Source organism: Methylobacterium sp. D53M (assembly GCF_053345625.1).
The window spans coordinates 516,193-541,293 of record NZ_JBKFAL010000001.1; the positions used below are offsets into that span (position 1 = coordinate 516,193).

Genomic DNA, 25,101 nt, shown 5'->3' on the forward strand with positions numbered 1-25,101 from the left:
ACTGCGAGGACTGCGGCGGCGCGCCCGAAAATGGTCCCGATCGAGCCAAGATCGACCATCGCATCGCCCCAGAAAAGCCGGCCCGACCCCGCTGTCTCACGCTGAGCGGGGCCGGTCCGCCCGCCGCGGATCCGCAGCCTGTGCGGAGGGCGGCAGCCGGCAAGCCCCGCCTCGCGACGAGGAGCATGGGCAACCGCGATGGCTGTCGAATCCGTGCCGCTGGACGGCCTCAAGACCCGGAACGCGCGCAGCACGTGGCTCGCGCCCCTGACGGTGCTCACCGGCGCGGTGACGCTCGCCGCCCTCGGGGGCAGCGTCCTGCATCGCGCCCCCGTCCCGGTAACCGGCATCGAGAACGCCCGGACGGAAGCGCCAGTGCCCGCACCGTCCGCGGAGGACAGGGCCGAGACCGCCGCCGCCAAGCCGGAGGCCGCCGAATCGCCCGAGCCCGGTCGCGACGCCCTCGGCAATTCGCAGTCACGATGGGCCTGGAATCAGATCGCCCCACCCTCGCTGACGCCCGAACCCGTCCCCGAAGGCGCCGATGCCGGCGCCGACGCGCAGCCCGGAGCGCAGGTCGCCGAGACACCGCTCAGCGCGATGGTGGTCCCGCTGCCGATCCCCCGTCCGCCCGAGTTCCGCGGGCCCGCGGGCACCGCACTCGCCCGGCGGTCCGACCGGCGCATGGCGCGCCGCGAGGTGCCGCCGGCGGCTCAGCCTATCCCCCAACCCGAAGAGCGCTCGTTCATCGAGAAGCTGTTCGGCATCGAGCGCGGACCGGCGCTGGCCTACACGGCGCTCGAGAGCAAGCCGGCCGACGTCGCGCCGCCGCAGCAGCGCGTCTCGCCGCCGCTGGCCCCGGCCCGGGATCCGGGCCCCTCGGCCGGCATCGCGGTCTACAACATCGCCGCCCGGACCGTGACCCTTCCGAACGGCGAGCGCCTGGAGGCGCATTCCGGCCTGGGCGAGGGGATGGACGAGCCGCGCTTCGTCAACGTCCGGATGCGCGGCCCGACTCCGCCCGGCACCTACGATCTCACCGAGCGCGAACGGCCCTTCCACGGCGTGCGGGCGATCCGCCTCACGCCGGTCGGCGGCAACGAGGCGGTTTACGGCCGTGTCGGCCTGCTGGCGCACACCTATATGCTGGGCCCGCGCGGCGACTCGAACGGCTGCGTGTCGTTCCGCGACTACGACCGGTTCCTCCAGGCCTTCCTGCGCGGCGAGGTTCAGCGGCTGGTGGTCGTCAGCGGCACGCAGGACCCGCTGCCGAGCCTCGCCGCCGGCACGGTCACGACCCGCATGGCCCGCAACGGCGGCTGACGACGGCTCGCCCGCGGCAACGGCCGCAAGCGCGCAGACGGTCTACCAGCACTGCTCGCGCGGCGCTTGGAACGCGCCGTGCCGGCCCGCAGAACGCGGCGGCGGCGCATTCCGGCGCCGCGACACGCGAGTCCCCGGTCCAGACCATGCCCGCACAACGATCGGCGGCCGCGGCCGTCCGTACCCTCCTGGCGCTTTCCGGTCTCCTGGCGGCCGACTTGGCCTGGAGCGCCTCCGCGCCGGACCGCGTCGGCGCGGCGGTGGTCGGGGCGCGCTTGGCGGACCGGATCGTCGGCACCTGGGAACTCGTCTCCTACAAGGTCGAGGACAAGGAGACCGGCACGCTCGTCGACGCCATGGGCGGCGCGCCGCGCGGTCGCGTCATCTTCACCAAGGACGGCTGGGTCGCCTTCAACCTCGAGGGCAGCGCCCGCACGCCGGCGACCACCGACGCCGAGCGGGCCGCGCTGATAAAGACCCTCGTCGCCTATATCGGCCGCTACCGGATCGAGGGTGACCAGTGGGTCACCAGCGTGCAGACCGCGTGGGCGCCCGAATGGGTCGGCACCGAGCAGCGCCGCACCATCCATATCGACGGCGACTGCGCCGACGTCACGACTCCCTGGCGCGTGATGCCCAATTGGGATGACGGCCGCCTGTCGCGCAGCATCATCCGGTTCAAGCACATCCCGCAGCGGCGCGCCTTCGCCACGCCGTCGCGTCGAGCGACGGACCGGGCGACCGATCGGGCGACCGATCGCGGCCAGTCTATCGGCGGGTCGCCGCCATGCGCGCCGGTCGTCGCGACGGACTGACAGGATGGCGGCGATTGCAACCCTGGCAGTAATTGTCCTTTCAGGCCCCGTCCTCTATGAGGCCACCACCAATCTGCTGAGCCAAGCCAGCCAGCAACTTCCCGCCCACCCGGCAATCGCGCCACCGCGCGAGCGAGGTCTTGAACCGGAGATCCGTTCTCGGGCGAGATCGCGCGCCTAGGCGGAGGGAAGGCCTCTGCGTCGCGCGAGCGCGCCCCGTCGTCCGACGATCCGTGCGGCTCGGGGGCGACGGACGCGATGCGGGCCAGGGCAGGACCGTCGTGCCGGGTCGCGCGAAACCGCGAGCGTGCCGCGACGGGAATGGGGAAACGATCCGGAAGGCCGGACGGGCGGGATTCGCGCCCGTCGCATCGAGTGTCTTCCGTACGCGCGGCGGCCGATCGGGCCGTGCGGTACGCAAAAGCGGGATCTGCCCATGCGTGGCGACGACGAGACCCAACACCGGCGCGACCGCCGGGCCGCGGACGTGCTGCCCCTGAGCCGGCGGCGGCTCCTCGGCACGGCCGCCACCGGCCTGGCGCTGGCGGCCCTGCCGGGCGCGCTGGCCCTGGCCGAGGGCGCGGACAGCAAGGTCGACGTGCTGCTGATCGGCGGCGGGATCATGAGCGCGACGCTGGGCGTCTGGCTGAACGCGCTGGAGCCGAACTGGTCGATCCAGATGGTCGAACGGCTGGATCAGGTCGCCCTCGAGAGCTCGAACGGCTGGAACAACGCCGGCACCGGACACTCGGCCCTGGCGGAGCTGAACTACACGCCCGAGAAGAAGAACGGGCAGATCGAGATCGCCAAGGCGGTGGAGATCAACGAGGCGTTCCAGGTGACCCGGCAGTTCCTGGCGCATCAGGTCAGGACCGGCGTGATGACGGACCCGCGCGCCTTCATCAACTACACGCCCCACATGAGCTTCGTCTGGGGCGACGACAACATCGCCTACCTGAAGAAGCGCTGGGAGGCCCTGAAGGCGAGCCCGCTCTTCGCCGGCATGGAGTACTCGGAGGATCCCGAGCAGCTCCGCAAGTGGGTGCCGCTGATGATGGAGGGCCGCGACCCGAAGCAGAAGGTCGCCGCGACTTGGTCGCCGCTCGGGACCGACTGCGAGTGGGGCGAGGTGACCCGCCAGTACGTCGCCCACCTGAAGAAGCAGCCGAGCTTCAACCTCCGGCTCTCGACCGAGGTCGAGAGCATCACCAAGAACGGCGACGGCTCGTGGCGGGTAACCGCCAAGAACCTGAAGGACGGGACGCGCCGGACGACCGACGCCAAGTTCGTGTTCATCGGCGCGGGCGGCGGTGCCCTGCACCTCCTGCAGAAATCCGGCATCCCTGAGGGCGACGAGTATGCCGGTTTCCCGGTGGGCGGCTCGTTCCTGATCAACGACAATCCCGACGTCGCCACGCTCCATCTCGCCAAGGCGTACGGCAAGGCGTCCGTGGGCTCCCCGCCGATGTCGGTGCCGCATCTCGACACCCGCGTGATCAACGGCAAGCGCGTGATCCTGTTCGGGCCGTTCGCGACCTTCTCGACCAAGTTCCTGAAGGAGGGCTCGTACTTCGACCTCCTCAGCTCCACGACCACCAGCAACATCTGGCCGATGATGAAGGTCGGCGTCGACGAGTTCCCGCTGGTCGAGTACCTGGCGGGACAGCTGATGCTGTCGGACGACGACCGGATCGCGGCGCTGCGCGAATACTTCCCGAAGGCCAGGAAGGAGGAGTGGCGCCTCTGGCAGGCGGGGCAGCGTGTGCAGATCATCAAGCGCGACCCGAACAAGGGCGGCGTCCTGAAGCTCGGCACCGAGATCGTCAACGCCAGGGACGGCAGCATCGCGGCGCTCCTCGGGGCCTCGCCCGGCGCCTCCACGGCGGCGCCGATCATGCTGCAGGTGCTGGAGAAGGTCTTTGCCCAGAAGGTCGCCACGCCGGAATGGCAGGCGAAGATCCGGGAGATCGTGCCGAGCTACGGCACGAAGCTCAACGACGATCCCGACCGTGTCGCGCGCGAATGGACCGACACGAGCGCGCAGCTCCAGCTCCCGACGCCGCCGCAGATCGACCGGGCCGTGCTGAAGCCGGTCTCGACCGGCAGCACCGTGCTGAACAGCAGCGCCACGCCGGTGAAGGAGCCGGTCCACGACCTCGCGCCGTGAGCGGCGCGTCCCGGGGCGCCGACGGCCGCGCGCCCCGGGAGCGCGTCGGCGCTCAGAGCCCGACCCGACCCAGAGCCGGCAGCTTGAGACCGGGCCGGCGCAGGTCGATCCCGGCGACGCCGCCGAGCAGGTTCAGCTCCAGGCCCTCGACCCAGCCGAGGGTCACCCCGGCATAGCCGCCGAGGTTGATGCGGATCCCGGTCCGCGACGGCGTCAGGCCGATCCAGCGCCCGTCATAGGGGAAGTCCTTGCCGATCGCGGTGGTGGGCAGGCTCTCGCGGATCTCCGGCACCGCCGCCATGACGGCGGCCACGAAGGTGTTCGAGTTCGGGCCGGGCCAAACGACGTAGTCGCCGGGCCGGCTGAACCGGTACTCGGCCACGGCCTGCCGGATCCGCGGCAGCATCGCCTCCGCCTCGGCGCCGTCGGCCGCGAACACCACCGTCGGCGGGTTCCCGAACCAGCGTCCGTCCGGCACGAACCGGTCGATCCAGATCGGCTGGCCCCAGGCCGTGTAGTCGAAGCGGCTGTAGGCGCGGGCGCCGCGCTCCTTGACGACGATCCAGCTGTGCGTGGCCACGATGCCGCGCCAGCTCACGGTCCGCGCCGAGAAGATGCGCAGCACGGCGCCGGGATGCGCGTCCGCGCGCGGCAGCAGGCCGGCGCTGGACCGATCCGCCAGACGCCAGTCGCCGCTCGCCCGCGTCGCGTAGAGCAGGGCGGAGATCGCCACCGGCACGAGGAAGAGCGCGGCGAGCGCGAGGAGGGCGATCCTGAACAGGGTCACGGGCGGTCCGGGGGGGGAGGGCTGGATAGAATCCGTATGTAGGTAGAGCCCGCATCCGCGAAACTGCGACCGACGCGCCCCGGGGCTGCGCGCGCGTCAGGGTTGGGAGGCGAGGGCGTCCAGCAGCAGCGTCGCGGCGAGGAGATCGGCGCAGCCGCCGGGGCTCAGGCGCGCGGCCATGAAGGCGCGGTGGATCGCCGCCGCGCGCGCCCGCCAGTCGGGGGCCGCGATGCCTCCGGCGTCGAGAAAGGTCGCTGCGGCCGCGCGCGCGCCGACGAGGCCGTCGGCACCGCCGCGGTGCAGGAGGTTCGTGTCGTCGACGACCGCCAGGAGGGCGAAGAAGCAGTGCACGCGGGCCGCCTCGGCATCGTGGGGGGCGCACGATCGGCCGAAGCGGAGCGCGGGCAGGGCGACGGCGCGGATGGTCGGAAAGCCCGCCGCGGCCTCGGCGCTGGCGCCACCGACGCCGAAGCGCCGCGCCGCGCGGCCGCCGTGGCTGACGGCCGAGACCGGCGCCCGGGTGATCGCAGTCCCCCAGAGATGGCCGACCGCCTCCGCCAGCCCTTCGGCGCTCGCGCGCTCCGCACCGGGCCCCACGCCCCGCGCTCCCGCGGCGGCACAGATCAGCCCCAGCGAGAAGATGGCGCCCCGATGCGCGTTGACGCCGCCGGTCGCCCGCATCATCGCGGTCTCGGCGGCCAGACCGATTGCCCGGAGTTCCGCCATTCCCGCATCGCGGGCGCCCGCCGCGACCAGTTCCGCGAAGAACGGCCGGAGCGCCGCCGCGCTGCGGCGGAGCGTCTCCGCATCCATGTCGTCGTGGCTGCCGGAATCGACCGGGCTCACGAGGCCGGGCTTGGGCCAGGTCTCCAGTTCGCCGATGAGCGCCGCGTGCGCGAGATCCGCGACGCGTTCGGCCCAGGGCGCGGCGGCGTTGCTCCGGTCCGCGCCCGGCGCGATGAGGCTCTGATCGTCGCGCAGGGTCGAAGCTCCCCAAGGGTTCGCCGGCGTCGCCGAAGCGGCGTCGGGCGGCCCGGGATATACCGGATGGCCGTGCCGGCACAGACGCGGCGTTCTCCGAGCCGGTTCGACTGTCCTGCCCTAGAAGGATCCGACGAAGCGCTCGGGCAGCGTCCAGAGGTCGGGCGCCTGGATCGCGCTCTTGCGCTCGATCGCGTCGGCGAACAGCCGCTTCGTGGTCTCGAAATGGGCCTCACCCGGACGCATCTGAATGGGACGGCGCGGGATGCGACCGATATCGGCCTTCACGAAGGCCAGGAACTCCGTCGCGTCGATGGCGTGGTGGGAGTTCGGGATGCCGATCGGCGCGGCCGCATTCCGCTTCTGCTGGCGCCTGAAGAGGATGTCGTGGTCCAGATACGCCAGGTGGAACAGGAACAGGTCGCGGAAATCGGGGCGGTGATCCTGGATCAGGCAGTGGAAGCCGACATGCCAGTCGACCCGCTCCGACACGATGGTCGCCTTGCACAGGGTCGATATCGGCCGGATGTATCTCCGCTGGCCGGAGATCGGCGCCGCGACGTCGATAGGAGCCTCGCCCCCGACGTGCATGACGTCGGCCCCGAACAGATCGAGGATGGGGGGCAGCGTCCGCGCGGCGATGTAATCGGAGAGAGTAGGCGATACGTCTGGATCGGGCAGGATCAGCTCGTCGCTATCCGCATAGAGAACATATTTGAAGCCGATGAACAGCGATGCGCAGAAATCCCTGACCGTGTGGGCGCGCTCCCACTCGTTCAGGGGCAACCGGGGCAACCGGACGACGTTCGCGCGCAGTCCGGTCGTCGAGCCGTCGTCGGAACCGTGATCGAGGATATAACAGTTTTCAGCCCCGACTTGTCGCGCGTAGTGCTTCAGCCAGAGCGGAAGCATGGTCTTTTCGTTGTAGGCCATCGTGACGGCGGCGAGCGGCCTCTTGTGCAACGGTGTTCCTTCCCGCCAACGCGGCCTTCACCGCGCTTCTACAGCGCATTCGCGAAGCGTTTGATCGGAGCTTAGTGGCAATGGATCGTGCGCAGCAACTCCTGAGGTCGCTGACCAAGGACGCCCGCATCGTGGAGATTGGCCCGAGCTTCAGCCCGCTCGCGCCGAAGCGCGACGGCTGGAACACGTTCGTCATCGATCACGCGCCGCGCTCGGAGCTCATCGAGAAGTATCACGACCAGACGGTCGACCGCATCGAGGAGGTCGATTTCGTCTGGACAGGCGGCTCGATCGCGGACGCGGTCCCGGTCGACCAGCACGGCACCTTCGACGCGTTCATCGCCAGCCACGTCATCGAGCACACGACCGACATCGTGACCTTCCTGCGCGCCGCCGAGACGCTGCTGCGGCCGGACGGCGTGGTGATCCTGGCCGTGCCCGACAAGCGCAAATGCTTCGATTTCTACCGTTCCCTCACCGGGACGGCGGACGCGGTCGCGGCGTTCCTGGAGAAGCGGAACCGGCACACGGTCCGGACCCACATCGACTACGCCCTGAACATGGCGCTGAAGGACAACGGCACGGTCGGCGCCTGGTCGGGCCAGGACACGCGGCCGGCCATTCCCGCGAATCCGCTCACCGACGAGCCGCAGTGGCTCGGCGCCGCGCAACTGCCCTACTACGCCGACGCCCATGCCTGGGTGTTCGTGCCGGCGAGCTTCAATCTGATGATCCTGGAGCTGGCGCAGCTCGGCTACATCGATCTGCGCGTCGAGGATTTCCTCGACCGGGACGCGACGGAATTCTTCGTGTGGCTCCGCAAGGGACGCCAGCGGCTGGCGCCGGACGAGATCCGCGAGCAGCGCACCGCGCTGATGCAGCGCGCCATCGTCGAGCTGGCGGAACAGGTGCAGCAACTGCCCGAGACGTCCTTCGTCGAGATGGCCTCGGCGGGGGCGCTGCGGGATCAGCTCCTCAAGGCGACCTACCGGACCGAGGCGCTCCGCACCGTGCTGGCAGCGCTGCGGGCCAGCATCGGCCGTTTCGGGCTGGATCGGGCCAAGTTCAAGCGCCTGATTGCCGCGGCGAGCCAGAAGGTTCCGGGGAACCTCTCGGCGGCGGTCCAGCACAAGATCCTGCTGACCGAGGCGACCAAGATCCTCGACGGCATCACGGATTCTGCGGTCGAGACCGACGACCGGGATCCCGCCGTCATCGACGGCGCCGTCTTGGTGGCGCCGCTCGGCGCGGCCCAGTTCGGGGATCCGCTGCTCGCCGCCGAACTGGAGCGCGAGCGCCAGCGCGCCCGGGCCGTCCGCATGGTGCTGGACGCCGTGCTCGGAAGCCTGCGCGGCCGCGCCCTCGACAAGAAGCGGTTCCGGGACCTCGTCACGCAGGCGGCCGCGCGGACGCCGAATGACGGCCCCGAATCGGCGCGCCACGCGGTGCTGTCCGAGGAATCGCGGCGGGTCCTCGGCCTGCCGGTCGCCTGAGGCAGGCCGCGGCACCGACCGCGCCGTGGCGCGAGCGGCGCCCGGCGCGCCCGGAGCGGGCCCGGCCGGCCCTCACGCCGCCGACGCGACCGCCGGGGAGATGCGCTTGCGGGCCTTCTTGTCCTCGGTGCTGCTGACGAAGGCCTGCGCCTCCTCCTTGCGCTCGAAGACGTGCGGCGCGACCCCGCGCTTGTTCAGGGCCTCCTCCATCTTGAGGCGCAGGAAGGCGCTGGTCGCGTAGCGGGTCGTGGTCGCGTAGTAGTTCGCCTGCAGGTACTGGACCATGCCGGCGTAGTCGTCGACCAAGTTCTCGTTGAGCCGGAAGCCGTCGTGATTGATCACGGCGTTGACCCGCTGGCCCGCCTTCCGGCAGGCCTCGACGATGGTCATGCGCAGCTCGTCCATGTCGCCCTTCACCCGGCAGTACCAGCCTTCCAGGTTGACGAAGAGGATGTTGCGCTCGCCGTCGTAGCTGACGCGGGACTTCAGATCGAGGTTGAGCAGATCCGAGATCAGCTCCATCGGCTCCTCGCGGAAGATGCGCGGATCCATCGGCACCGGATTGCGCACGACGGGGGCGAAATCCATGTGGGCGAGGATGTCGCGCTCGATGTCGATCCCCGGCGCGACCTCGATCAGCTCCAAGCCCTCCGGAGTCAGCTGGAAGACGCACCGCTCGGTCACGTAGAGGACCGGCTGCGACCGCTCGACCGCGTAGGGGCCCGAGAAGGTGTTCTGCTGGACCTGAGTGACGAACTTGCGGGCCTTGCCCTCGTTCACGATGCGCACCTGACCGTCGGACACCGCGATCTCGAGACCGCCGGCCGTGAACGTCCCGGCGAACACGACGGTGCGGGCGTTCTGCGAGATGTTGATGAAGCCGCCGCAGCCGTTCAGCTTGCCGCCGAACCGCGAGGTGTTGACGTTGCCGGCCGCGTCGCACTCGGCCATGCCCAGGCAGGTCATGTCGAGGCCGCCGCCGTCGTAGAAGTCGAACATCTGGTTCTGGTCGATGATGCAGTCGGCGTTGGTGGCCGCGCCGAAGCTCGAACCGGACGCCAGCACCCCGCCGACCGCGCCCGCCTCGGTGGTGAGGGTGATGTAGGGGGTGATCTTCTCCTCGTTGGCGACCGACGAGATGCCCTCGGGCGCGCCGACGCCGAGATTGACCACGCCGTTCGGCGGCAGCTCGAAGGCGGCGCGGCGCGCGATGATCTTGCGCTCGTTGAGCGCCATCCGCTTGATGCCGGTGACCGGGACCCGGATCTCGCCGGCGAGCGCCGCGTCGTGCATCACGCCGTAGTTCATCCGGTGCATCTCGGGCTCGGCGACCACCACGCAGTCTACGAGGATGCCGGGCACGCGCACGTCCTTCGGCAGGAGGTAGCCGTCGTCGACGATGCGCTCGACCTGGGCGATGACGATGCCGCCGTTGTTGCGGGCCGCCATGGCCTGGGCGAGGCAGTCCAGGGTCAGCGCCTCCTTCTCGTAGGAGAGGTTGCCCGACGGATCGGCCGAGGTGGCCCGGATGAAGGCCACGTCGATCTTGGTCGCCGTGTAGAACAGCCACTCCTCGCCATCGACCTCGACGAGCTTGACGATGTCCTCGGTGGTCAGCTCGTTGACCTTGGCGCCCCCGTGGCGCGGGTCGACGTAGGTCTTCAGGCCGACCTTCGAGAACAGGCCGGGCTGGCCCGCCGCGCAGGCCCGGTAGAGCTGGGAGATCACGCCCTGGGGCAGGTTGTAGCCGCGGATCAGGTTGTCCTGCGCGGCCTTGGCGACCTTGGGCATGCGGCCGAAATTGGCCGCGATCACCCGCGTGAGGAGGCCGTCATGGTGCAGGCGGCCGGTGCCGAGCCCTTTGCTGTCGCCGGCGCCGGCCGTCATGATCAGGGTGAGGCCGCGCGGTGATCCGGTCTCGACGAACCGCTTCTCGAGGGCGGCGTGCAGGGCCTCCGGGATGCAGCTCTGGACGAACCCCGTGGTGGTCACGACGTCGTTCTCGCGGATCAGCGCGATCGCCTCCTCCGCCGAGATGACCTTGTTCTTCCTCATGGAGCCCGTGATCCTCCCCGGCACGTGGAGGAGCGGCCGGCCGTGATGCCCGTCGCCTCCGACTGTGCCATGCGCCGCCCCCGTGGTGCCGGGACGTCTCGGCCCCGGAGATCGGCTGAGTTTTGAATACGATCGTTATTGCACCGCATCAATATTTGCGGCATCGCACGAGGGCACATGCCGGCGCCGTGACAGTACTCCGAAAATGAGTGTCGGCGCTCCTGAAAAACTCTTCGGTCCACGATCAGAAAAATTGCGCGCGTCGCGGGGCCGTCGGCCGCCTGTGCTCCGCCGCACGCGATTTCCATGGTCCGCGTGCGCCGCCTCACCGCGGCGTCCCGGGATCCGGTGTCTCTCGGTCTGGACACGACAGGAGGCGATCATGAACCGAGATCCGAGAGCCCGGAGCAGGCAGGCCGACGGCAAGGCCCGGACGGCGGAGTCCGACCGCGAGACCGATGCCCGCGCACGCGCGGCGGTGGTGGATGCCTGGCGCCGGGCACTGCTCCGGATGCGCGAGCGGCGCGCGACCGAGGACCGCGCCGATCCGGGCCATTGAGGCCCGGGGAGAGCCGAGCGGACCGGTCCGGCGCCCGGCGACGACGCGGGGCCGGCGGTCCGGATCGGCCCCCGACGTCGCCCGAATGGGGACGGGGACCGACCCTTTTTCTCTACTTGGCGCGACGCGGCGGGAGCGGCACAGCGTGAGCAACGAACGGGGAGTATGTGAGCCGATGGACGACGACGTCGCAGACGGCATGGACGGCGGCGACGCGAGCTCCGCGGCGGCTCAGGAGGCGAACGGGATCGCCTTCCTGCTGGCGAGCGCCGCCTACCTGACGCTCGCAGACGCGCATCTGCGGCGGGAAGGTCCGGAGGGGCTCGCCCTGATGGACGAGATCGAGGACCGGATCACGGAGGCCCTGCGGAGCTTCGTCGAGGAGACGTCCTACGAGGATGCGCGGCCGGACATCCTCCAGCACGCGACCCGCAAGGTCCGCGCCCTCCTCGAAGCGGGGCGCTCGCTGGCGCCGGAGATGCGGCGATTCCAGTGAGCACCGGCCCGGGCCGGACCGCGTGGCGGCGCGATCGGGCCGGCGTGGCTCAGGCGCCCGGCGGTGAGGGCTTCGCGAAGCCGATATCGGCCGCGACACCGGCGAGCCGGTCGGGATCGCGCTCCTTGCGCTCGCTGTAGCGGTCCACGAGGTAATCGGCGCATCCGCGGGTCAGCAGCGTGAACTTCATGAGTTCCTCGCACACGTCGACGACCCGGTCGTAGAGCGGCCCGGGCCTCATACGGCCGGCCTCGTCGAACTCCCGGTAGGCCATCGGCACCGAGGACTGGTTGGGGATCGTGATCATCCGCATCCAGCGGCCGAGGACGCGCAGGGCGTTCACGGCGTTGAAGCTCTGGGAGCCGCCCGAGACCTGCATCACCGCGAGGGTCCGGCCCTGCGTCGGGCGCAGACTCCCCTCGGACAGGGGCAGCCAGTCGATCTGGCTCTTCATCACGCCGGTGAGCGCGCCGTGCCGCTCGGGCGAGACCCAGACCTGCCCATCGGACCAGGCCGAGAGGGCGCGGATCTCCCGCACCTTCGGATGGTCGGCGGTCGCGTCGTCGGGCAGCGGCAGGCCGTCGGCGTGATAGATGCGGACCTCGCCGCCCATCGCCTCCAGGAGCCGCGCGGCCTCGTAGGCCAGGAACCGGCTGAAGGAGCGTTCGCGGAGCGACCCGTACAGGATCAGGAGGCGCGGCGCGTGCGCGAGCGGGATCCCCCGACCGGCCCCGTCGGTCGGCGTTGCGAAATGCGCCGCGCTGAGATTCGGCAGGCCGTCGCGGACCGAAGGGGCAGGGGCCGGGCTCTTGCTCACCGGGACGCTTTCTCATACGTTCAAACAACTGTTTGAAGATTGTCGGGAAAATGGACGACGCGCAAGCCCTGTCGGCCTTCGCGGCCCTGGCGCAGGAGCACAGGCTGCGGTTGGTGCGGGCGCTGGTGAGAGCCGGTCCGGAAGGCCTCGCCTCCGGGACGCTGGCCGAGGCGGTCGGCGTGTCGGCCGCCACGGTGTCGCATCACCTGAAGGAACTGAGCCGCGCCGGGCTGGTCGGTTCGCGGCGCGACGGTCGCTCCATCCTCTACAGTGCCGCCTATCCGGTGCTGGCCGATCTGATCGCGTTCCTGATGCGCGATTGCTGCCAGGGCCGCGCGGAGATCTGCACGCCGGCGGCGGAGACCCTGGCCGCCTGCCTCAGCCCCTCGGGAGACACAGCACATGTCTGAGCCGTTCGACGTCGTGATCTACCACAATCCGGCCTGCGGCACGTCGCGCAACACTCTCGCGATGATCCGTAACGCCGGGATCGAGCCCCACGTGATCGAGTATCTCAAGACGCCGCCGGCCCGCGCGCTGCTGCTGCAGCTCCTCGACCGCGCCGGGCTGTCGGTGCGCGACGTGCTCCGGGAGAAGGGCACGCCCTACGCCGAGCTCGACCTCGGCAACCCGGACCTGACCGACGGGCAGTTGCTCGACGCCGTCGCGGCGCATCCGATCCTGCTCAACCGGCCACTCGTGGTCACGCCGAAGGGCGTACGCCTGTGCCGCCCCTCGGAGGCGGTGCTGGATCTCCTGCCGCCGCAGCGGGGCGGGTTCGTGAAGGAGGACGGCGAGCCGGTGGTCGACGAGCAGGGCCGCCGTGTCGCCACGGCCTGAGCGCCCGCGGGCCTTGGCGGCGGCGGTCCGGACATGAGCGAAGCCAGCCGCTGGCCGGTGATCGCCGCACTCGGCGTCGTGGAGATCCTCGCCTGGGGCTCGTCGTTCTACCTGCCGGCGGTGATGGCGGCCCCCATCGCCGAGAGCACCGGCTGGCCGCTCGCCTGGGTGGTCAGCGGACTGGCCTTCGGCCTCCTCGTCGCGGCCCTCGCCTCACCGCATGTCGGGGCGGCGATCCACCGGCACGGCGGGCGGCCGGTCCTCGCCCTCGCGGCGCTGCTCCTCGCCGCTGGGCTGACCGTCGTGGCCGTGGCGCCGAACCTGCCGATCTATCTCGCCGGCTGGCTGATCCTCGGCGCCGGCATGGGTTGCGGCCTGTATGACCCCGCCTTCGCGACCCTCGGGCGGCTCTACGGCGCGGCCGCGCGGCCGGCCATCACCACGCTGACCCTCTGGGGCGGGTTCGCCAGCACCGTGTGCTGGCCGCTCTCGGCCTTCCTGGTGGCCCATGTCGGCTGGCGGGGCGCCTGCCTCACCTATGCCGGCCTGCACCTCGCGGTGACGCTGCCGCTCATCCTCGCGATGATCCCGCACGCGCCGGCACTCCCGGTCTCCGACGGGCCACAGGGAACGGGGTCCGCGCCGCTATCGACCCGGGAGCGCCGCGCGTTCCTGCTGTTCGCGGGGGTGCTGGTCATCGGCGGCGCGATCATGTCCCAGGTCTCGGTGCACCTGCTCACCCTGCTGCAGGCGCGCGGCGTGTCGCTCGCCGCCGCCGTCTCGTACGGGGCGCTGATCGGGCCCGCGCAGGTGAGCGCCCGCGTCGCCGAGATCTCCCTCAAGGGCCGCCACCACCCGCTCTGGACACTGACGGCCGCCTTCGGCCTGATCGCCCTCGGGCTGTGGCTCCTCGCGGCCGGGCTGCCGGGCGTGGCGCTCTGGCTGGTGCTCTACGCGGGCGGCAACGGGATCTACTCGATCGCCCGCGGCACGGTCCCGCTCGCCCTGTTCGGCCCCGTGCGCTACCCGCTGGTGGTCGGCCGCCTCGCCCGGCCGGCCCTGGCCGCCCAGGCCCTGGCGCCGCCGGCTGGGGCCGTCGTGCTCACCCATGTCGGGCCGGGGGCCCTGTGGTGGGTGCTCCTCGCGCTGGCGCTCGCCGCCCTGGGCCTGATCGGGGCGCTGTGGCGCGCGCGGTGACGGCGGGCCGGTAGGATCAGCGGATGCCGCCGTCGCGCAGGCGGTACCAGGCGATGATCGCCGAGACGTACAGCCGGTTCAGCCCGTGGAGCGGCAGCGGCTCGATCGGCGTCAGCGGCAGGGGCAGGTTGCCGGCATCTCCGGTCGCGATGTAGGCGGCCATCGCCCGGCCCATCGCCGACTGGAGGCCGACGCCCCGGCCCTGGCAGCCGATATCGATGAGGAGCCCGGGCGCCGGCTCGTGGATATGGGGCAGGTAGTCCCGGGTGATCGCGACGCGGCCGCACCAGCGATGGTCGAAGGCGATCCCGTCGAGCTGGGGGAAGAGCTTGCCGACGATCCGCTCGAGATGGGCCCAGTCGGCGGGATCGCGCGGCTCCCGGAACGGACCGCGGCCGCCCATCAGCAGGCGTCCGGTATGGTCGAGGCGGAAGTAGAGCAGGAGCTTGCGCGTGTCCGAGGAGACGTGGCCTTCGGGCAGGATCGAGCGCCGCAGGTTGTCGGTCAGCGGCACCGTGGCGACCTGGAACGAGTTCGCCGCGATCACGGTCCGCGCGAGGTTCGGCCACAGGCCGCCCGTGTAGCCGTTGGTGCACAGCACGACCCGGCCGGTCGTCACCCGCTCGCCCTGGGCCGTGGTGACGGTCCAGCCCGATCCGGTCCGTTCGAGGCCGGTGACCGGCGATCCGCCGTGGATCGTGGCGCCGGCCTTCTGGGCGGCCCGGGCGAGGCCGCGGGCGTAGCTCAGGGGCTGGATCGCCCCGCCGCGGCCGTCGAGCCAACCGCCGAGATAGCGGTCGGTCCCCAGCAGCTGCTCGGTCTCGGCCCTGTCGAGGACGCGGGTGGGCGCACCGAGATCCGCCCACTGGGCCGCCCGCTTGGCGACCTCGGCGAGCCCGGCCTCGGTGTGGGCGCCCTGGATCCAGCCGGCGCGGGAATGCGGCACGTCCATCCCGTGCCGGGCGATGAGGTCGAACACGACGTCGGCGGTCCCGCCGGCGAAGCGCGCGAGCCGCTCGCCGCGCTCCCGACCGAACCGCGCGACGAGGTCGGCGGGATCGTATTTCAGGCCCGGGATGACCTGGCCGCCGTTGCGACCGGACCCGCCGTAGCCGACCTCCTGCGCCTCGAGCACGACGGGTCTGATGCCGCGCTCGGCGAGATGCAGGGCGGTGGACAGGCCGCAGAACCCGCCGCCGACGATCACCACCTCGGCCAGGCCGGATCGGGCCAGCGGCGGCGTGTCCGGCGCGGGCGCCGCCGTCGTGGCCCAGAGCGAGGGTGCGAGCGGGAACGGTTCGGCCACGGCGTGTCCTAGAGCGGGTGCAGCACGCGCTGCAGGAAGTCCCGGGTACGCGGGTTCTGCGGCCGGTTGAGGACCTCGGCGGCCGGCCCCTGCTCGACGAGTCGGCCGCCGTCGAGGAAGAGGACCCGGTCGGCGACCTCGCGGGCGAAGCCGATCTCATGGGTGACCACGAGCATCGTCATACCCTCGTCGGCGAGGGCGCGCATGACCTTCAGCACGTCGCCGACGAGCTCGGGATCGAGGGCCGAGGTCGGCTCGTCGAACAGGATCGCCTCCGGCCGCATGGCGAGCGCCCGGGCGATCGCGACGCGCTGCTGCTGCCCGCCGGAGAGCTCGTTCGGCCGGGCGTGCTCCTTGCCCGAGAGCCCGACCCGGGCGAGCAGGGCGCGCGCCCGCTCCTCGGCCTCGCCCCGGGGCTCGCCCTTCACGTGGATCGGCCCCTCGACGACGTTCTCGAGCGCGGTCCGGTTGGCGAACAGGTTGAAGCGCTGGAAGACCATGGAGACCCGCGTGCGGATCGCCTTGATGCCGCGCTTGTCCCGGTCGACCCGCTGCCCGTCGACGCGGATCTCGCCGCCGTCGTAGGCCTCGAGCCCGTTGATGCAGCGCAGGAGGGTCGATTTGCCGGATCCCGAGGGCCCGATGATGCAGACGACCTCGCCCTTGGTGACCTCGGCCGAGACGCCCTTGATCACCTCCAGCGCGCCGTAATGCTTGTGGACGTCCTCCAGCACGATCATCGATGCCGCCCCTTCGCCTCAAAGTGGCGGACCAGCAGGATCAGCGGCAGGCTCAGCGCGAGGTACATCAGCGCCACCAGCGTGTAGACGCTGGTGTTCTTGAAGGTCGACGAGGCGATGAGCTTTCCCTGGAGCGCCAATTCGGCGACCGTGATGGTCGAGGCCTGCGACGAGTCCTTGAGCATCATGATCATGATGTTGCCGTAGGGCGGCAGCGCGATCCGGATCGCCTGCGGCAGGATCACCCGCCGCATGGTCATGCCCCAGCCCATGCCGATCGACAGCGCCGCCTCGACCTGGCCGCGATCCACCGCCTCGATGCCGGCGCGGAAGTTCTCGGCCTGATAGGCCGAGTAGGCGATGCCGAGCCCGATGATCGCCGCCTGGACCGCGGTGAGCGACAGGCCGAAATCGGGCATCACGAAGTAGATGTAGAACAGCTGCACGATGATCGGGATGCCGCGCAGGATGTTGATCATCACCGCGCTGAAGCCCGACAGGATCGCGATGCCGGAGACCCGCATCACCGCCCAGACCAGCCCGAGCAGCGTCGAGACCACCAGGGACGCGATCGTGATCAGGATCGTGAGCTGCACGCCCTGCAGCAGGATCGGCAGGTAGTCCTGCGCGTCGGCGAGGAACTCGCGCATGAATGTCAGGACCGGTCGGCCGACGGCGGCAGACCCCACTTGGTCAGGATCGCCTGGAGCGTCCCGTCGGCCTTCAGCTTGGCGAGCGCCTTGTCGATCTTGGCGAGGAGCTCGGTGTCGGTCTTGCGGACGCTGAGGCCGACCGAGGCGACGACGGTCGGCTTAAAGGTCTCGACGAGGCGGACGCCGGGAAACAGGCCCTGCTTGACGTAGTAGGCGAGGATCGGCGCGTCGGCGAAGCCGGCCTTCAGCCGCCCGGAATTGACGTCCCGGATGATGTCGGGGATCGCGTCGTAGATCTTCACCTCGTTGAAGAGGCCCGACTTCTTCAGCGGCTCGACGAAGGCGGTGCCGACCTGGGCGCCCACCGTCTCGCCCTTCAGGTCAGCGAAGGACGTGTAGTCCTTCGTGTCGGTCTTCGGGACGATCAGCCCCTCGCCGTAGCTGTAGACGGGCGCCGAGAACGACACGACCTCCTTGCGCTGCGGCGTGATGAACATCGCCGCCGCGATGATATCGATCTTCGAGGCGGTGAGTGCCGGGATCAGCGTCGAGAATTGCAGCGGCTCGACCGCGACCGTGAAACCCGCCTCCTTGCTGACCGCGTTGACGAGGTCGACCATCACGCCTTGAATGCTGTTCGTCTTGGTATCGAGGAAGGTGAAGGGCAGGCCGGTGGGCGTCGATCCCACCTTCAGGGCCTGCGCGCCGACGGGGGCGCCGAGGACGCCGAGGAGCAGCGCCGACGACAGACACAGCTTGGCCAACCGTCTTCTCATGGTGCCGCTCCCGTGCAGTGCCCGGGTCACGCGGCGGAAGCCGGGCCCGATTTCATTCTCGTGAAGAATACCGCACGTTTTCGGTATCGACGCAAGCGACTTTCACGTGCATGAAGAAGCACACGAGAGGCAGGCTGGCGTGACGGTGAGCATCCCCCGAGGCGAGGCAACGGGTCCGGAACCGGTCGACCGGGCTGTGGGTCAGCGCCTGCGCGGCCTGCGTCGCGCGCGCGGACTCTCGCTGGAGGCGGTGGCGTTCAGCACGGGCCTGTCGATCGGCTTCATCAGCCAGGTCGAGCGGGGCCTGTCGTCGCCGTCCCTGCGGGTCCTGGCGCTGCTCGCCGACACGCTGCAGATCGGGATCGGCGGCCTGTTCGAAGCGGGGCCGGACGCGCCCGACCCGGATCCCATCGTCGTGTTCCGGAAGGACCGGCCGGAACTTCAGCTCTGGCGGGCCGGCATCACCAAGCAGCTCCTGACCCCGCCAGGGGGCACGCAGGGGATGAGCCTGTTCCACATGGTGCTGAAGCCCGGCGCGAGCACCGGCGACGAGCCGTTCAGCCACGACGGCGAGGAAGCCGGCCTCGTCCTCGCGGGGCGCCTCACCCTGATCGTCGAGACGCGGACGCTCCAGCTCGCGGAGGGCGACAGCTTCCGCTTCGAGAGCCGGCGGCCGCACCGCTTCAGCAATCCCGATCGGCGCAGCCAGACCACCGTCCTGTGGGTCAACGTCCTCGGATCACCCGCGACGACGTGAGCGGGGCGCGGCGCGTCAGTTGCTCAGGCGCACGCTCGCGAGCGTGGTGCTGAAAAGCTTCAGCATGGCGGCGGTGATGTCGCCGTTCGTGGTCACCGGAAAATACATGCCGTCGGACGCGCAGGCCTGCAGTGCCGGCCCGATCTTCGACTCGTACGGCCTGACGTAGCTGTTGTAGAAATCGTTATCGTAGATCGGCAGGTACTGCGTGTAGATGATCCCGATCTTGACGTTCTTGTTCTTGAGATTCGTGCAGGTCGAGGGACTCAGCGGCCCGATGAAGCGGTTGCTCTGGATCTGGAAACCCGCGCTCTGGTTGGTGACGCTGCCGCCGGTGTCCTCGACGCCGTCGGTGACCATGAACAGGAACCGGATCGGCTTGTCCGGCGTCAGCCCGTCGCCGCTGGCCGGGATCGTCGCGTTCATCTTCGCGATGGCCCGCTCGAAATCGGTCTGATTGTCGGACTGATTGTAGTAGGCGTAGGCGATATCGATATTCGGGGTCGCGGTCTTGATGTTGTTCAAGGTCGGCGTCATCGCCTGCAGCCGCGTCTGCGTCACCGAATCGTTGAAGGTCCACATCTCCATCTGGAACTGTTGCGGCAGCAACATGCTGACATTCGCCTGATCGACGAGCGCCGAGACCGCGTCCCTCAGAACCTGGATGCGGAGCTTGATGTTGTTCCGCAACGCCACATGGTAGAAGTCGTTCTGATCGTCGCCGATGATGTTGCCCTTGTTGTCGAAGGTGTGCTGGTGGCAGGCGAACGCGCACCCGTTGGTGGCGCGCTTCATGTTGCTCACGTCGGCATCGGTCGCCGCGAGCCCCATCGACGGCGAGTTGTCGAGCAGCAGGTAGTAGTTGATGTACTGCGAGGTGTTGCGGGTCGCCGAGGACGTGCCGCTGATGGGCATGGCCGGGATCTGCATCATCGATGCCAGGCTGGTCTTGACCGTCGCCGTGTAGGTGGCGGTGAGGCTCAGCGTCTTCGCGCTGTTCACCGGCGCGCCGGGGGCGAACGAGGTCACCGTGACGCCCGGAACCTTGGCGGCCTCAGCGCGGAACTGCGTCTCCATGTTCTGCAAGGTCGTCGCCGGGATCGTGTTGGTCTTCTGCGACATCACCGCGAGAACGGCGCCGTCGAGGGCGGTGTCGAGCTGGGTCTTCGCGGCGTTGCGGCGCCCGTAATCGATCGCCGCCGCCGTGGCGAACATGACCGGCAGCGTGACCAGCGCGAACGTCAGCGCGACCTGACCGGAGCGCGCCCGCGGAAACGCCGCGACGGCCAGCCTGAGAGTGCGGTTCAACCGGATGCGGAACACCGACACGGGCCTTCCCTCGACCATTAGTTGTAGACCGGGCAGGCGGTGCCGCCCGGCATGACGATCTCGCTGGGGGTGCGCTCGGACCACGGGATCTGCCGCGTGAAGGTCAATCCGCGGCCGCCGAAGATCCAGCGGTACAGGGCACTCCCGATGATCGGGGTGTAGGGCATCGTGACTTCCGCCAGGATGTAGCGGGCCCCGTCGAACTGATAGGCGGCCGGTGTGGCGGGGAGTCCGTTGCTCCCGTTGGCCTGGTTGGCCGGGCGCTTCGTGGCGTTCTGCGGCCAGCTGGAGCAGACGAAGCCCTTGAGCGACCCGTTGACCGTTTCCACGCCCATCGCGTTGACCACGATCTGCAGGCCGGACGCGTCCAGCGGGCGCAGGATCGCGGTCGCCGCACTGGTGATCTTCGTCATCCCGTCCTGCGTCGCCAGAGCCATCCCGTTCTGGGTCGCCAGAGCGTTGTCCACCCGTCCGGACAGATCGCCCAGCGTGCGCGCGAACAGGGTCAGTTTCCGGGTCGCGTCGACGACGCGCGTCAGCTCGGCGGTTCCGAAATACAGGACGATCAGCAGGGGCAGGACGAGCGCGAACTCGACGGCGGCGATCCCGCGCTCATCGCGGCGGAAGCGGCTCAGGCCGATCGGCAGGCCGCCCATCACGAGCACCCCGACGGTGCGGTGTAGGGTTCCACCTTGAACACCGTCGCGGCCTGCAGCACCCGCCGCTTGTTCGGCAGGTTGGGCACGGCGGCACCGAGCAGCGGGAAGAAGACCGGGATGTCGACCGCGGCCTGCACGATCACGATGGCCGAGTTCCCGGCGCAGGCGTAGCTGGCGAAGTTCGGGTTCCAGTCGCTCGCACCGCTGGCGTTGGTCGCGACCGGCGAGACCGGGTTGGCGGACCCGTAATCGGCCACCTTCATCACGCTGACCCGGACGTTGGCGCAGGTGAAGATCGTGACCCGGGGCGTGCCGTTCGGCTGCGTGCAGATCGCCGTCCGGAAGCGGCTCATCAGCGTCGCCGGGTCGGTTGTGCCGGCGTTCGTCGTCTGAAACGTGCCCGTGTAGATCTGCCGGCTGGCGTCGGACACCGCCTGCTGGAGGATCTCCTGCTCCCAGAACACGATCCCGTTCTCGAGGCAGGCCCCGACCAGCGCGAAGAACGGCAGGGCCACCAGGGCGAACTCCACGGCCGTCGCGCCCCCGCGTGCCCGCGCGAAGCGCGCGGCCCGTTCCCGGAGGTCGAGCAAGCGCGACGCCGCTCGGATTGCCCTGCTCACATCCCAACTCGAAATCGGAACCACCGAGCTCGAGAGAGCATCAAAAGCTTACTTTTCTCCGCGCATCACTGCTCAAAGTCGAGCCGTTCACGCACATGTGCTACCGAGCGGGCGCCGGAATAGTTCGTTAGCATCAACCAACAGTTGAGAGCGCCGCTGTTCCAGCCCTCATCGGTAACGCGGCGAGATCGCACTCTTCGGCCAGGCGGAGATCGTCGCGTCGACGTCGCGCGAAGCGGTCGACAAGACGAGGCGCGGGTTCAGCGCGCGTTCGGCGTGCTTTGACTTGTGGATGACGTGAAAATAGGACATTGCACAGTCACGATCGGCCGGAGCGGCACAGAATCGCGTCGAGATAAGTGCCATTAAGCGCGGCTTAAGAGGTCGCCGATAGTTTCACCGGCCAATATAAACCGCATGGCGATCCCCGATCATGGCCCGCGCTCTGCCGGACGTTGCCTCCATCGAAGAGGGTGTTGGGCTCCTCCGGACCCAGCTCCTGTCGATCTCCGACGCGATCGCGCGCACGCGCCAGGAGATCGCCGACCTCCGGCAGGAACAGGAGACGAGCCGCGCGCGGGACGAGCTCCTCGCCGTGGTGCAGGGCACCGAGGACGCCACCAACGCGATCCTGACGGCTTCGGAGAAGGTGGACACGCTCGCGCGCGGCATCGTGAGACGGTCGGGCGAGGACGCCAACCGGGCCGACGCCCAAGCCATCCAGATCGAGATGCAGACGATCTTCGAATCCTGCAATTTCCAGGACCTCACCGGCCAGCGGATCTCGAAGGTCGTGCGCACGATCGTCCTCGTCGAGGAGCGGATCGGCGAGATGCTGCGCGTCTGGTCCGGGCCCGGCGACGCGCCGTCGCGGCCGAATCCGACGACCGACACGCGCAGCGAGGAGGCGGCCCTGCTCAACGGCCCCGTCCTGCCCGGCGACGCCTCGGTATCGCAGGACACGGTCGACGCGATGTTCCCGTAAGGCGCGGTCCGGAAGGCGTGCCGATGGGCCGGATACTCCTCATCACGGACGATCCCGCACGCAGCCAGGGCCTGGCCCAGGACCTGTCCGATGGCCTGTCCTGTGAGCTCCACGATCTGCGCGCCGCGGAATTGCCCCTCGGCGGCGCGACCGCGATCGTCACCGACGTGCACGATCTGGGCGCGAGCTCCGTCGAGCATCTCCGCCGCCGTCTCGCGGAGGTCCGGCACGGCGCTCCGCTGACCGTCCTGCTCCACACCGACAGCCCACGAACCCGGCTGCTCGGCGTCGCCCTCGGCGCGACCCACACGCTGTGCGCGCCCTTCGACACGGATCGCCTGCGGGAGACGCTGGGGGCGCCACGCGCGGCCGCGCGCCTCGCGACCTTCGCGGACGAGCCCCTGCCGGCCTGCGCCGTGCGGACGGCCGCGGCGGTGCGCGGATTCTATGCCTCGGTGTTCGTGCCCGACCAGCCGATCACGCCCGGCGTCATCGACAACGGAACCCAGGCCATCGACCTCGCGATCCGGGACACCGGGATCCGCGACTGGGTCCGCGCGGTCCGCCAGTTCGACGACGCCACGCACCAGCACTGCCTGCTGGTCGCCGGTCTGGCGGCGGCCTTCGCGGCGAGCCTCGGCCTCGGCGAGCAGGAGCGCCACCGCCTGACCAAGGCGGCCCTGCTGCACGACGTCGGCAAGATCCACATCCCGGCCGCCATCCTCAACAAGCCGGGCCGGCTCGACGACGCCGAGCTGGCCGTCATGCGGCTGCATCCGGAGAAAGGCTACAGCATGCTCGTCGATCAGGGCTTCGAGCAGCAGATGCTGCACGTCGTCCGGTCGCACCACGAGATGCTCGACGGGTCGGGCTATCCGGACCGGCTCAAGGGAGAGGAGATCCCCGACCTCGTCCGCCTCGTCACCGTCTGCGACATCCACGCGGCCCTGATCGAGCAGCGGCCCTACAAGCGGCCCATGGCGAGCGAGGCGGCCTACGCGATCCTGGAGGGCATGGCGGGGCGGCTCGACCCGGCGATCGTCGGCGCGTTCCGGCCGGTCGTCGCCGCCTTCGCGCCCCACACCCTCGACGCGGCCTGACAGCGTTCGGCGGCGTCGGGCCGCGGCTCCGTCGCGTTCCTTCGGCCGCGTTCCTTCGGCATGCGAGAGCCGCGCCGCGGAGGGATCCGCGGCGCGGCGTGCGTTTTCCACCGTCACGGCGTCCCGCGCTGCGCCGTGCGCGGCCCGCGACGCCGCGGGCTTACTCGGCCGGCTGGAGAGCCGGCGCGGGGGGAAGCGGCGCCATGGTCTGGCCGGACAGGGCCGCGGCGAGCTTGGCCTCGTCGACCTCGTTCTCCCAGCGCGCCACCACGATGCAGGCCACCGCGTTGCCGATGAAGTTGGTCAGCGCGCGGCACTCCGACATGAAGCGGTCGACGCCGAGGATCAGCGCCATGCCGACCACCGGCACGGAGGGCACCACCGCGAGCGTCGCCGCCAGGGTGATGAAGCCCGAGCCGGTGACGCCGGCGGCCCCCTTGGACGACAGCATGGCGACGAGCAGCAGCAGCGCCTGCTCACCGTAGCTCAGCGGCGTGTCGGTCGCCTGCGCGATGAACAGCGCCGCCATGGTCATGTAGATGTTGGTGCCGTCGAGGTTGAACGAGTAGCCCGTGGGCACCACGAGGCCGACGACCGGCTTCGAGCAGCCGGCCCGCTCCATCTTCTCCAGCAGCGAGGGCAGTGCCGACTCGGAGGACGACGTGCCGAGCACGAGGAGCAGCTCTTCCTTGATGTAACGGATGAGCTTGATGATCGAGAAGCCGTTGTAGCGGGCGACCGCCCCGAGCACGACCAGCACGAAGATCGCCGACGTCAGGTAGAAGGCGCCGACGAGGTAGGCGAGGTTGGCCAGCGAGCTGATCCCGTACTTGCCGATCGTGAACGCCATCGCGCCGAAGGCGCCGATCGGGGCGACCTTCATGATGATGTTGACGACGCCGAAGATCGCCTCGGACAGGACCTTGATGATGTCGAGCACCGGCTTGCCGCGGTCGCCCAGGAAGGCGAGGCCGAAGCCGAACAGCACCGAGAAGAACAGCACCTGCAGGATCTCACCGCCCGCGAAGGCGCCGACCGCCGTCGTGGGAATGATGTTCATCAGGAAGTCGACGATGCTCTGCTCCTTCGCCTTGCCGGCGTAGGTGGCGACCGCCTTCGGGTCGAGCGACTTCGGATCGATGTGCAGGCCGTTGCCCGGCTGGAGCACGTTGGCGACGACGAGGCCGACGATCAGGGCCAGCGTCGAGAACGTCAGGAAGTAGATCAGCGCCTTGCCGCCGACCCGACCGACCTTCTCGAGGTTGGTCATCCCGGCGATGCCGGAGACGACGGTCAGGAAGATCACCGGCGCGATGATCATCTTGACGAGCTTGATGAAGGCGTCGCCCAGCGGCTTCAACTCGGCGCCGAGCTGCGGGTAGAAATGGCCGAGCAGGATGCCGATCGCGACGGCGACCAGGACCTGGAAGTACAGTGTCCGGTACAGCGGCTTCGACTTGGCGGGCGGATGCGGGGCGGTGAGTGGTGACGGTACGGCAGCCATCGGGCGTTCTCCCTGTCTCGGGTTTCGGGCGGGGCGGCTCGCGCCGGGGTGTCCCGGCGGTGTCCGCGCTTGCTGTTGGCCTTCCGGCGCGCAGCCGTTCTCTGACGACATGGCTGCGTTTCGTGACGAGAATGGCAACCGGCATGCCAATTGACCGACGGCCGCTACATTTCTTTAAC

Annotated in this window: 25 protein-coding genes; 12 read left to right on the plus strand and 13 right to left on the minus strand. The window is 69.9% G+C overall.

The window, feature by feature from the left end; all coding sequences use genetic code 11:
* Positions 1-198: 198 nt before the first annotated feature.
* The 3 genes from ACLBYG_RS02410 (at position 199) to mqo (ending at position 4,305) form a co-directional block, all read left to right on the plus strand.
* Entirely contained in the window at positions 199-1,323 is a 1,125-nt protein-coding gene (locus ACLBYG_RS02410; protein ID WP_447680485.1) for a tlde1 domain-containing protein, read from the plus strand.
* A 146-nt stretch (positions 1,324-1,469) separates the two neighbouring features.
* Positions 1,470-2,138 carry a lipocalin-like domain-containing protein gene (locus tag ACLBYG_RS02415; RefSeq protein WP_447680486.1) on the plus strand — a complete coding sequence of 223 codons (669 nt, stop codon included), beginning with the start codon at positions 1,470-1,472 and terminating at the stop codon, positions 2,136-2,138.
* Between the two features lie 436 nt (positions 2,139-2,574).
* Positions 2,575-4,305, plus strand: coding sequence for a malate dehydrogenase (quinone) (gene mqo, locus ACLBYG_RS02420; protein ID WP_447680487.1), 1,731 nt, complete (start codon positions 2,575-2,577; stop codon positions 4,303-4,305).
* A 52-nt stretch (positions 4,306-4,357) separates the two neighbouring features.
* Here mqo and ACLBYG_RS02425 read toward each other — a convergent pair whose 3' ends face one another.
* The 3 genes from ACLBYG_RS02425 to ACLBYG_RS02435 all read right to left on the minus strand — a co-directional run bounded on the left by ACLBYG_RS02425 (position 4,358) and on the right by ACLBYG_RS02435 (position 7,036).
* The gene (locus ACLBYG_RS02425) at positions 4,358-5,092 is read right to left on the minus strand and encodes a DUF3750 domain-containing protein (RefSeq protein ID WP_020091715.1); all 735 of its coding nucleotides are present in this window, start codon (positions 5,090-5,092) and stop codon (positions 4,358-4,360) included.
* Between the two features lie 96 nt (positions 5,093-5,188).
* A complete protein-coding gene (mdcB, locus tag ACLBYG_RS02430; RefSeq protein ID WP_447680681.1) occupies positions 5,189-6,052 on the minus strand; it encodes a triphosphoribosyl-dephospho-CoA synthase MdcB in 864 nt (287 codons plus the stop codon).
* Positions 6,053-6,193: 141 nt separating this feature from the next.
* Positions 6,194-7,036 (minus strand): glycosyltransferase family 2 protein, encoded by an 843-nt coding sequence (locus ACLBYG_RS02435; RefSeq protein ID WP_447680488.1) that lies wholly within the window; start codon positions 7,034-7,036, stop codon positions 6,194-6,196.
* 80 nt (positions 7,037-7,116) lie between these two features.
* Between ACLBYG_RS02435 and ACLBYG_RS02440 the strand changes: the two genes are divergently transcribed.
* Positions 7,117-8,529: a class I SAM-dependent methyltransferase gene (locus ACLBYG_RS02440; RefSeq protein ID WP_447680489.1), complete on the plus strand. Its 1,413-nt coding sequence runs from the start codon at positions 7,117-7,119 to the stop codon at positions 8,527-8,529.
* Between the two features lie 72 nt (positions 8,530-8,601).
* On the opposite strand, the gene ACLBYG_RS02445 is transcribed toward ACLBYG_RS02440, so the two are convergent.
* A complete protein-coding gene (locus ACLBYG_RS02445) occupies positions 8,602-10,584 on the minus strand; it encodes an acyl CoA:acetate/3-ketoacid CoA transferase (protein WP_020091719.1) in 1,983 nt (660 codons plus the stop codon).
* 382 nt (positions 10,585-10,966) lie between these two features.
* Between ACLBYG_RS02445 and ACLBYG_RS02450 the strand changes: the two genes are divergently transcribed.
* Both ACLBYG_RS02450 and ACLBYG_RS02455 read left to right on the plus strand, forming a co-directional pair.
* On the plus strand, positions 10,967-11,143 hold the full coding sequence (locus tag ACLBYG_RS02450; RefSeq protein ID WP_447680490.1) for a hypothetical protein: 177 nt from the start codon (positions 10,967-10,969) through the stop codon (positions 11,141-11,143).
* 175 nt (positions 11,144-11,318) lie between these two features.
* On the plus strand, positions 11,319-11,639 hold the full coding sequence (locus ACLBYG_RS02455) for a hypothetical protein (protein ID WP_020091721.1): 321 nt from the start codon (positions 11,319-11,321) through the stop codon (positions 11,637-11,639).
* A 49-nt stretch (positions 11,640-11,688) separates the two neighbouring features.
* Here the strand turns inward: ACLBYG_RS02455 and arsH are convergent, their stop codons facing one another.
* Entirely contained in the window at positions 11,689-12,456 is a 768-nt protein-coding gene (gene arsH / locus ACLBYG_RS02460) for an arsenical resistance protein ArsH (protein ID WP_447680491.1), read from the minus strand.
* 50 nt (positions 12,457-12,506) lie between these two features.
* On the opposite strand from arsH, the gene ACLBYG_RS02465 reads away from it, so the two are divergent.
* From ACLBYG_RS02465 to ACLBYG_RS02475, 3 genes are read left to right on the plus strand one after another with little or no spacing between them, the layout of a single operon-like run.
* On the plus strand, positions 12,507-12,866 hold the full coding sequence (locus ACLBYG_RS02465) for an ArsR/SmtB family transcription factor (protein WP_447680492.1): 360 nt from the start codon (positions 12,507-12,509) through the stop codon (positions 12,864-12,866).
* Positions 12,859-13,296: an arsenate reductase (glutaredoxin) gene (arsC, locus tag ACLBYG_RS02470; RefSeq protein WP_091678670.1), complete on the plus strand. Its 438-nt coding sequence runs from the start codon at positions 12,859-12,861 to the stop codon at positions 13,294-13,296. Before ACLBYG_RS02465 ends, arsC begins: the two co-directional genes overlap by 8 nt.
* Positions 13,297-13,329: 33 nt before the next feature.
* Positions 13,330-14,493, plus strand: a complete 1,164-nt coding sequence (locus ACLBYG_RS02475) for an MFS transporter (RefSeq protein WP_447680493.1) — start codon at positions 13,330-13,332, stop codon at positions 14,491-14,493.
* Between the two features lie 16 nt (positions 14,494-14,509).
* On the opposite strand, the gene ACLBYG_RS02480 is transcribed toward ACLBYG_RS02475, so the two are convergent.
* The 4 genes from ACLBYG_RS02480 to ACLBYG_RS02495 are packed head-to-tail and all read right to left on the minus strand — an operon-like array spanning position 14,510 to position 17,968.
* Complete coding sequence (locus ACLBYG_RS02480) at positions 14,510-15,799, minus strand: NAD(P)/FAD-dependent oxidoreductase (RefSeq protein WP_447680494.1); 1,290 nt, start codon at positions 15,797-15,799, stop codon at positions 14,510-14,512.
* Positions 15,800-15,807: 8 nt separating this feature from the next.
* On the minus strand, positions 15,808-16,539 hold the full coding sequence (locus ACLBYG_RS02485) for an amino acid ABC transporter ATP-binding protein (RefSeq protein WP_447680495.1): 732 nt from the start codon (positions 16,537-16,539) through the stop codon (positions 15,808-15,810).
* Positions 16,536-17,189 carry an amino acid ABC transporter permease gene (locus tag ACLBYG_RS02490; protein WP_012317380.1) on the minus strand — a complete coding sequence of 218 codons (654 nt, stop codon included), beginning with the start codon at positions 17,187-17,189 and terminating at the stop codon, positions 16,536-16,538. The genes ACLBYG_RS02485 and ACLBYG_RS02490 overlap by 4 nt, the downstream gene beginning before the upstream one ends.
* Positions 17,190-17,194: 5 nt before the next feature.
* Positions 17,195-17,968 carry an ABC transporter substrate-binding protein gene (locus ACLBYG_RS02495; RefSeq protein ID WP_091978041.1) on the minus strand — a complete coding sequence of 258 codons (774 nt, stop codon included), beginning with the start codon at positions 17,966-17,968 and terminating at the stop codon, positions 17,195-17,197.
* A gap of 139 nt (positions 17,969-18,107) precedes the next feature.
* On the opposite strand from ACLBYG_RS02495, the gene ACLBYG_RS02500 reads away from it, so the two are divergent.
* On the plus strand, positions 18,108-18,725 hold the full coding sequence (locus ACLBYG_RS02500; protein WP_447680496.1) for a helix-turn-helix domain-containing protein: 618 nt from the start codon (positions 18,108-18,110) through the stop codon (positions 18,723-18,725).
* 15 nt (positions 18,726-18,740) lie between these two features.
* Here the strand turns inward: ACLBYG_RS02500 and ACLBYG_RS02505 are convergent, their stop codons facing one another.
* Genes ACLBYG_RS02505 through ACLBYG_RS02515 form a run of 3 tightly spaced genes read right to left on the minus strand, consistent with a single transcriptional unit; the run spans position 18,741 to position 21,303 of the window.
* On the minus strand, positions 18,741-20,054 hold the full coding sequence (locus tag ACLBYG_RS02505; RefSeq protein WP_447680497.1) for a TadE/TadG family type IV pilus assembly protein: 1,314 nt from the start codon (positions 20,052-20,054) through the stop codon (positions 18,741-18,743).
* A 17-nt stretch (positions 20,055-20,071) separates the two neighbouring features.
* The gene (locus ACLBYG_RS02510; RefSeq protein WP_056522208.1) at positions 20,072-20,710 is read right to left on the minus strand and encodes a TadE/TadG family type IV pilus assembly protein; all 639 of its coding nucleotides are present in this window, start codon (positions 20,708-20,710) and stop codon (positions 20,072-20,074) included.
* Positions 20,710-21,303, minus strand: a complete 594-nt coding sequence (locus ACLBYG_RS02515; RefSeq protein ID WP_447680498.1) for a TadE/TadG family type IV pilus assembly protein — start codon at positions 21,301-21,303, stop codon at positions 20,710-20,712. Before ACLBYG_RS02515 ends, ACLBYG_RS02510 begins: the two co-directional genes overlap by 1 nt.
* A 463-nt stretch (positions 21,304-21,766) precedes the next feature.
* Between ACLBYG_RS02515 and ACLBYG_RS02520 the strand changes: the two genes are divergently transcribed.
* Both ACLBYG_RS02520 and ACLBYG_RS02525 read left to right on the plus strand, forming a co-directional pair.
* A complete protein-coding gene (locus ACLBYG_RS02520) occupies positions 21,767-22,318 on the plus strand; it encodes a protein phosphatase CheZ (protein ID WP_447680499.1) in 552 nt (183 codons plus the stop codon).
* A gap of 23 nt (positions 22,319-22,341) precedes the next feature.
* Positions 22,342-23,418, plus strand: a complete 1,077-nt coding sequence (locus tag ACLBYG_RS02525; protein ID WP_447680500.1) for an HD-GYP domain-containing protein — start codon at positions 22,342-22,344, stop codon at positions 23,416-23,418.
* A gap of 160 nt (positions 23,419-23,578) precedes the next feature.
* On the opposite strand, the gene ACLBYG_RS02530 is transcribed toward ACLBYG_RS02525, so the two are convergent.
* Positions 23,579-24,922 carry a dicarboxylate/amino acid:cation symporter gene (locus tag ACLBYG_RS02530; protein WP_331327015.1) on the minus strand — a complete coding sequence of 448 codons (1,344 nt, stop codon included), beginning with the start codon at positions 24,920-24,922 and terminating at the stop codon, positions 23,579-23,581.
* Positions 24,923-25,101: the final 179 nt, after the last annotated feature.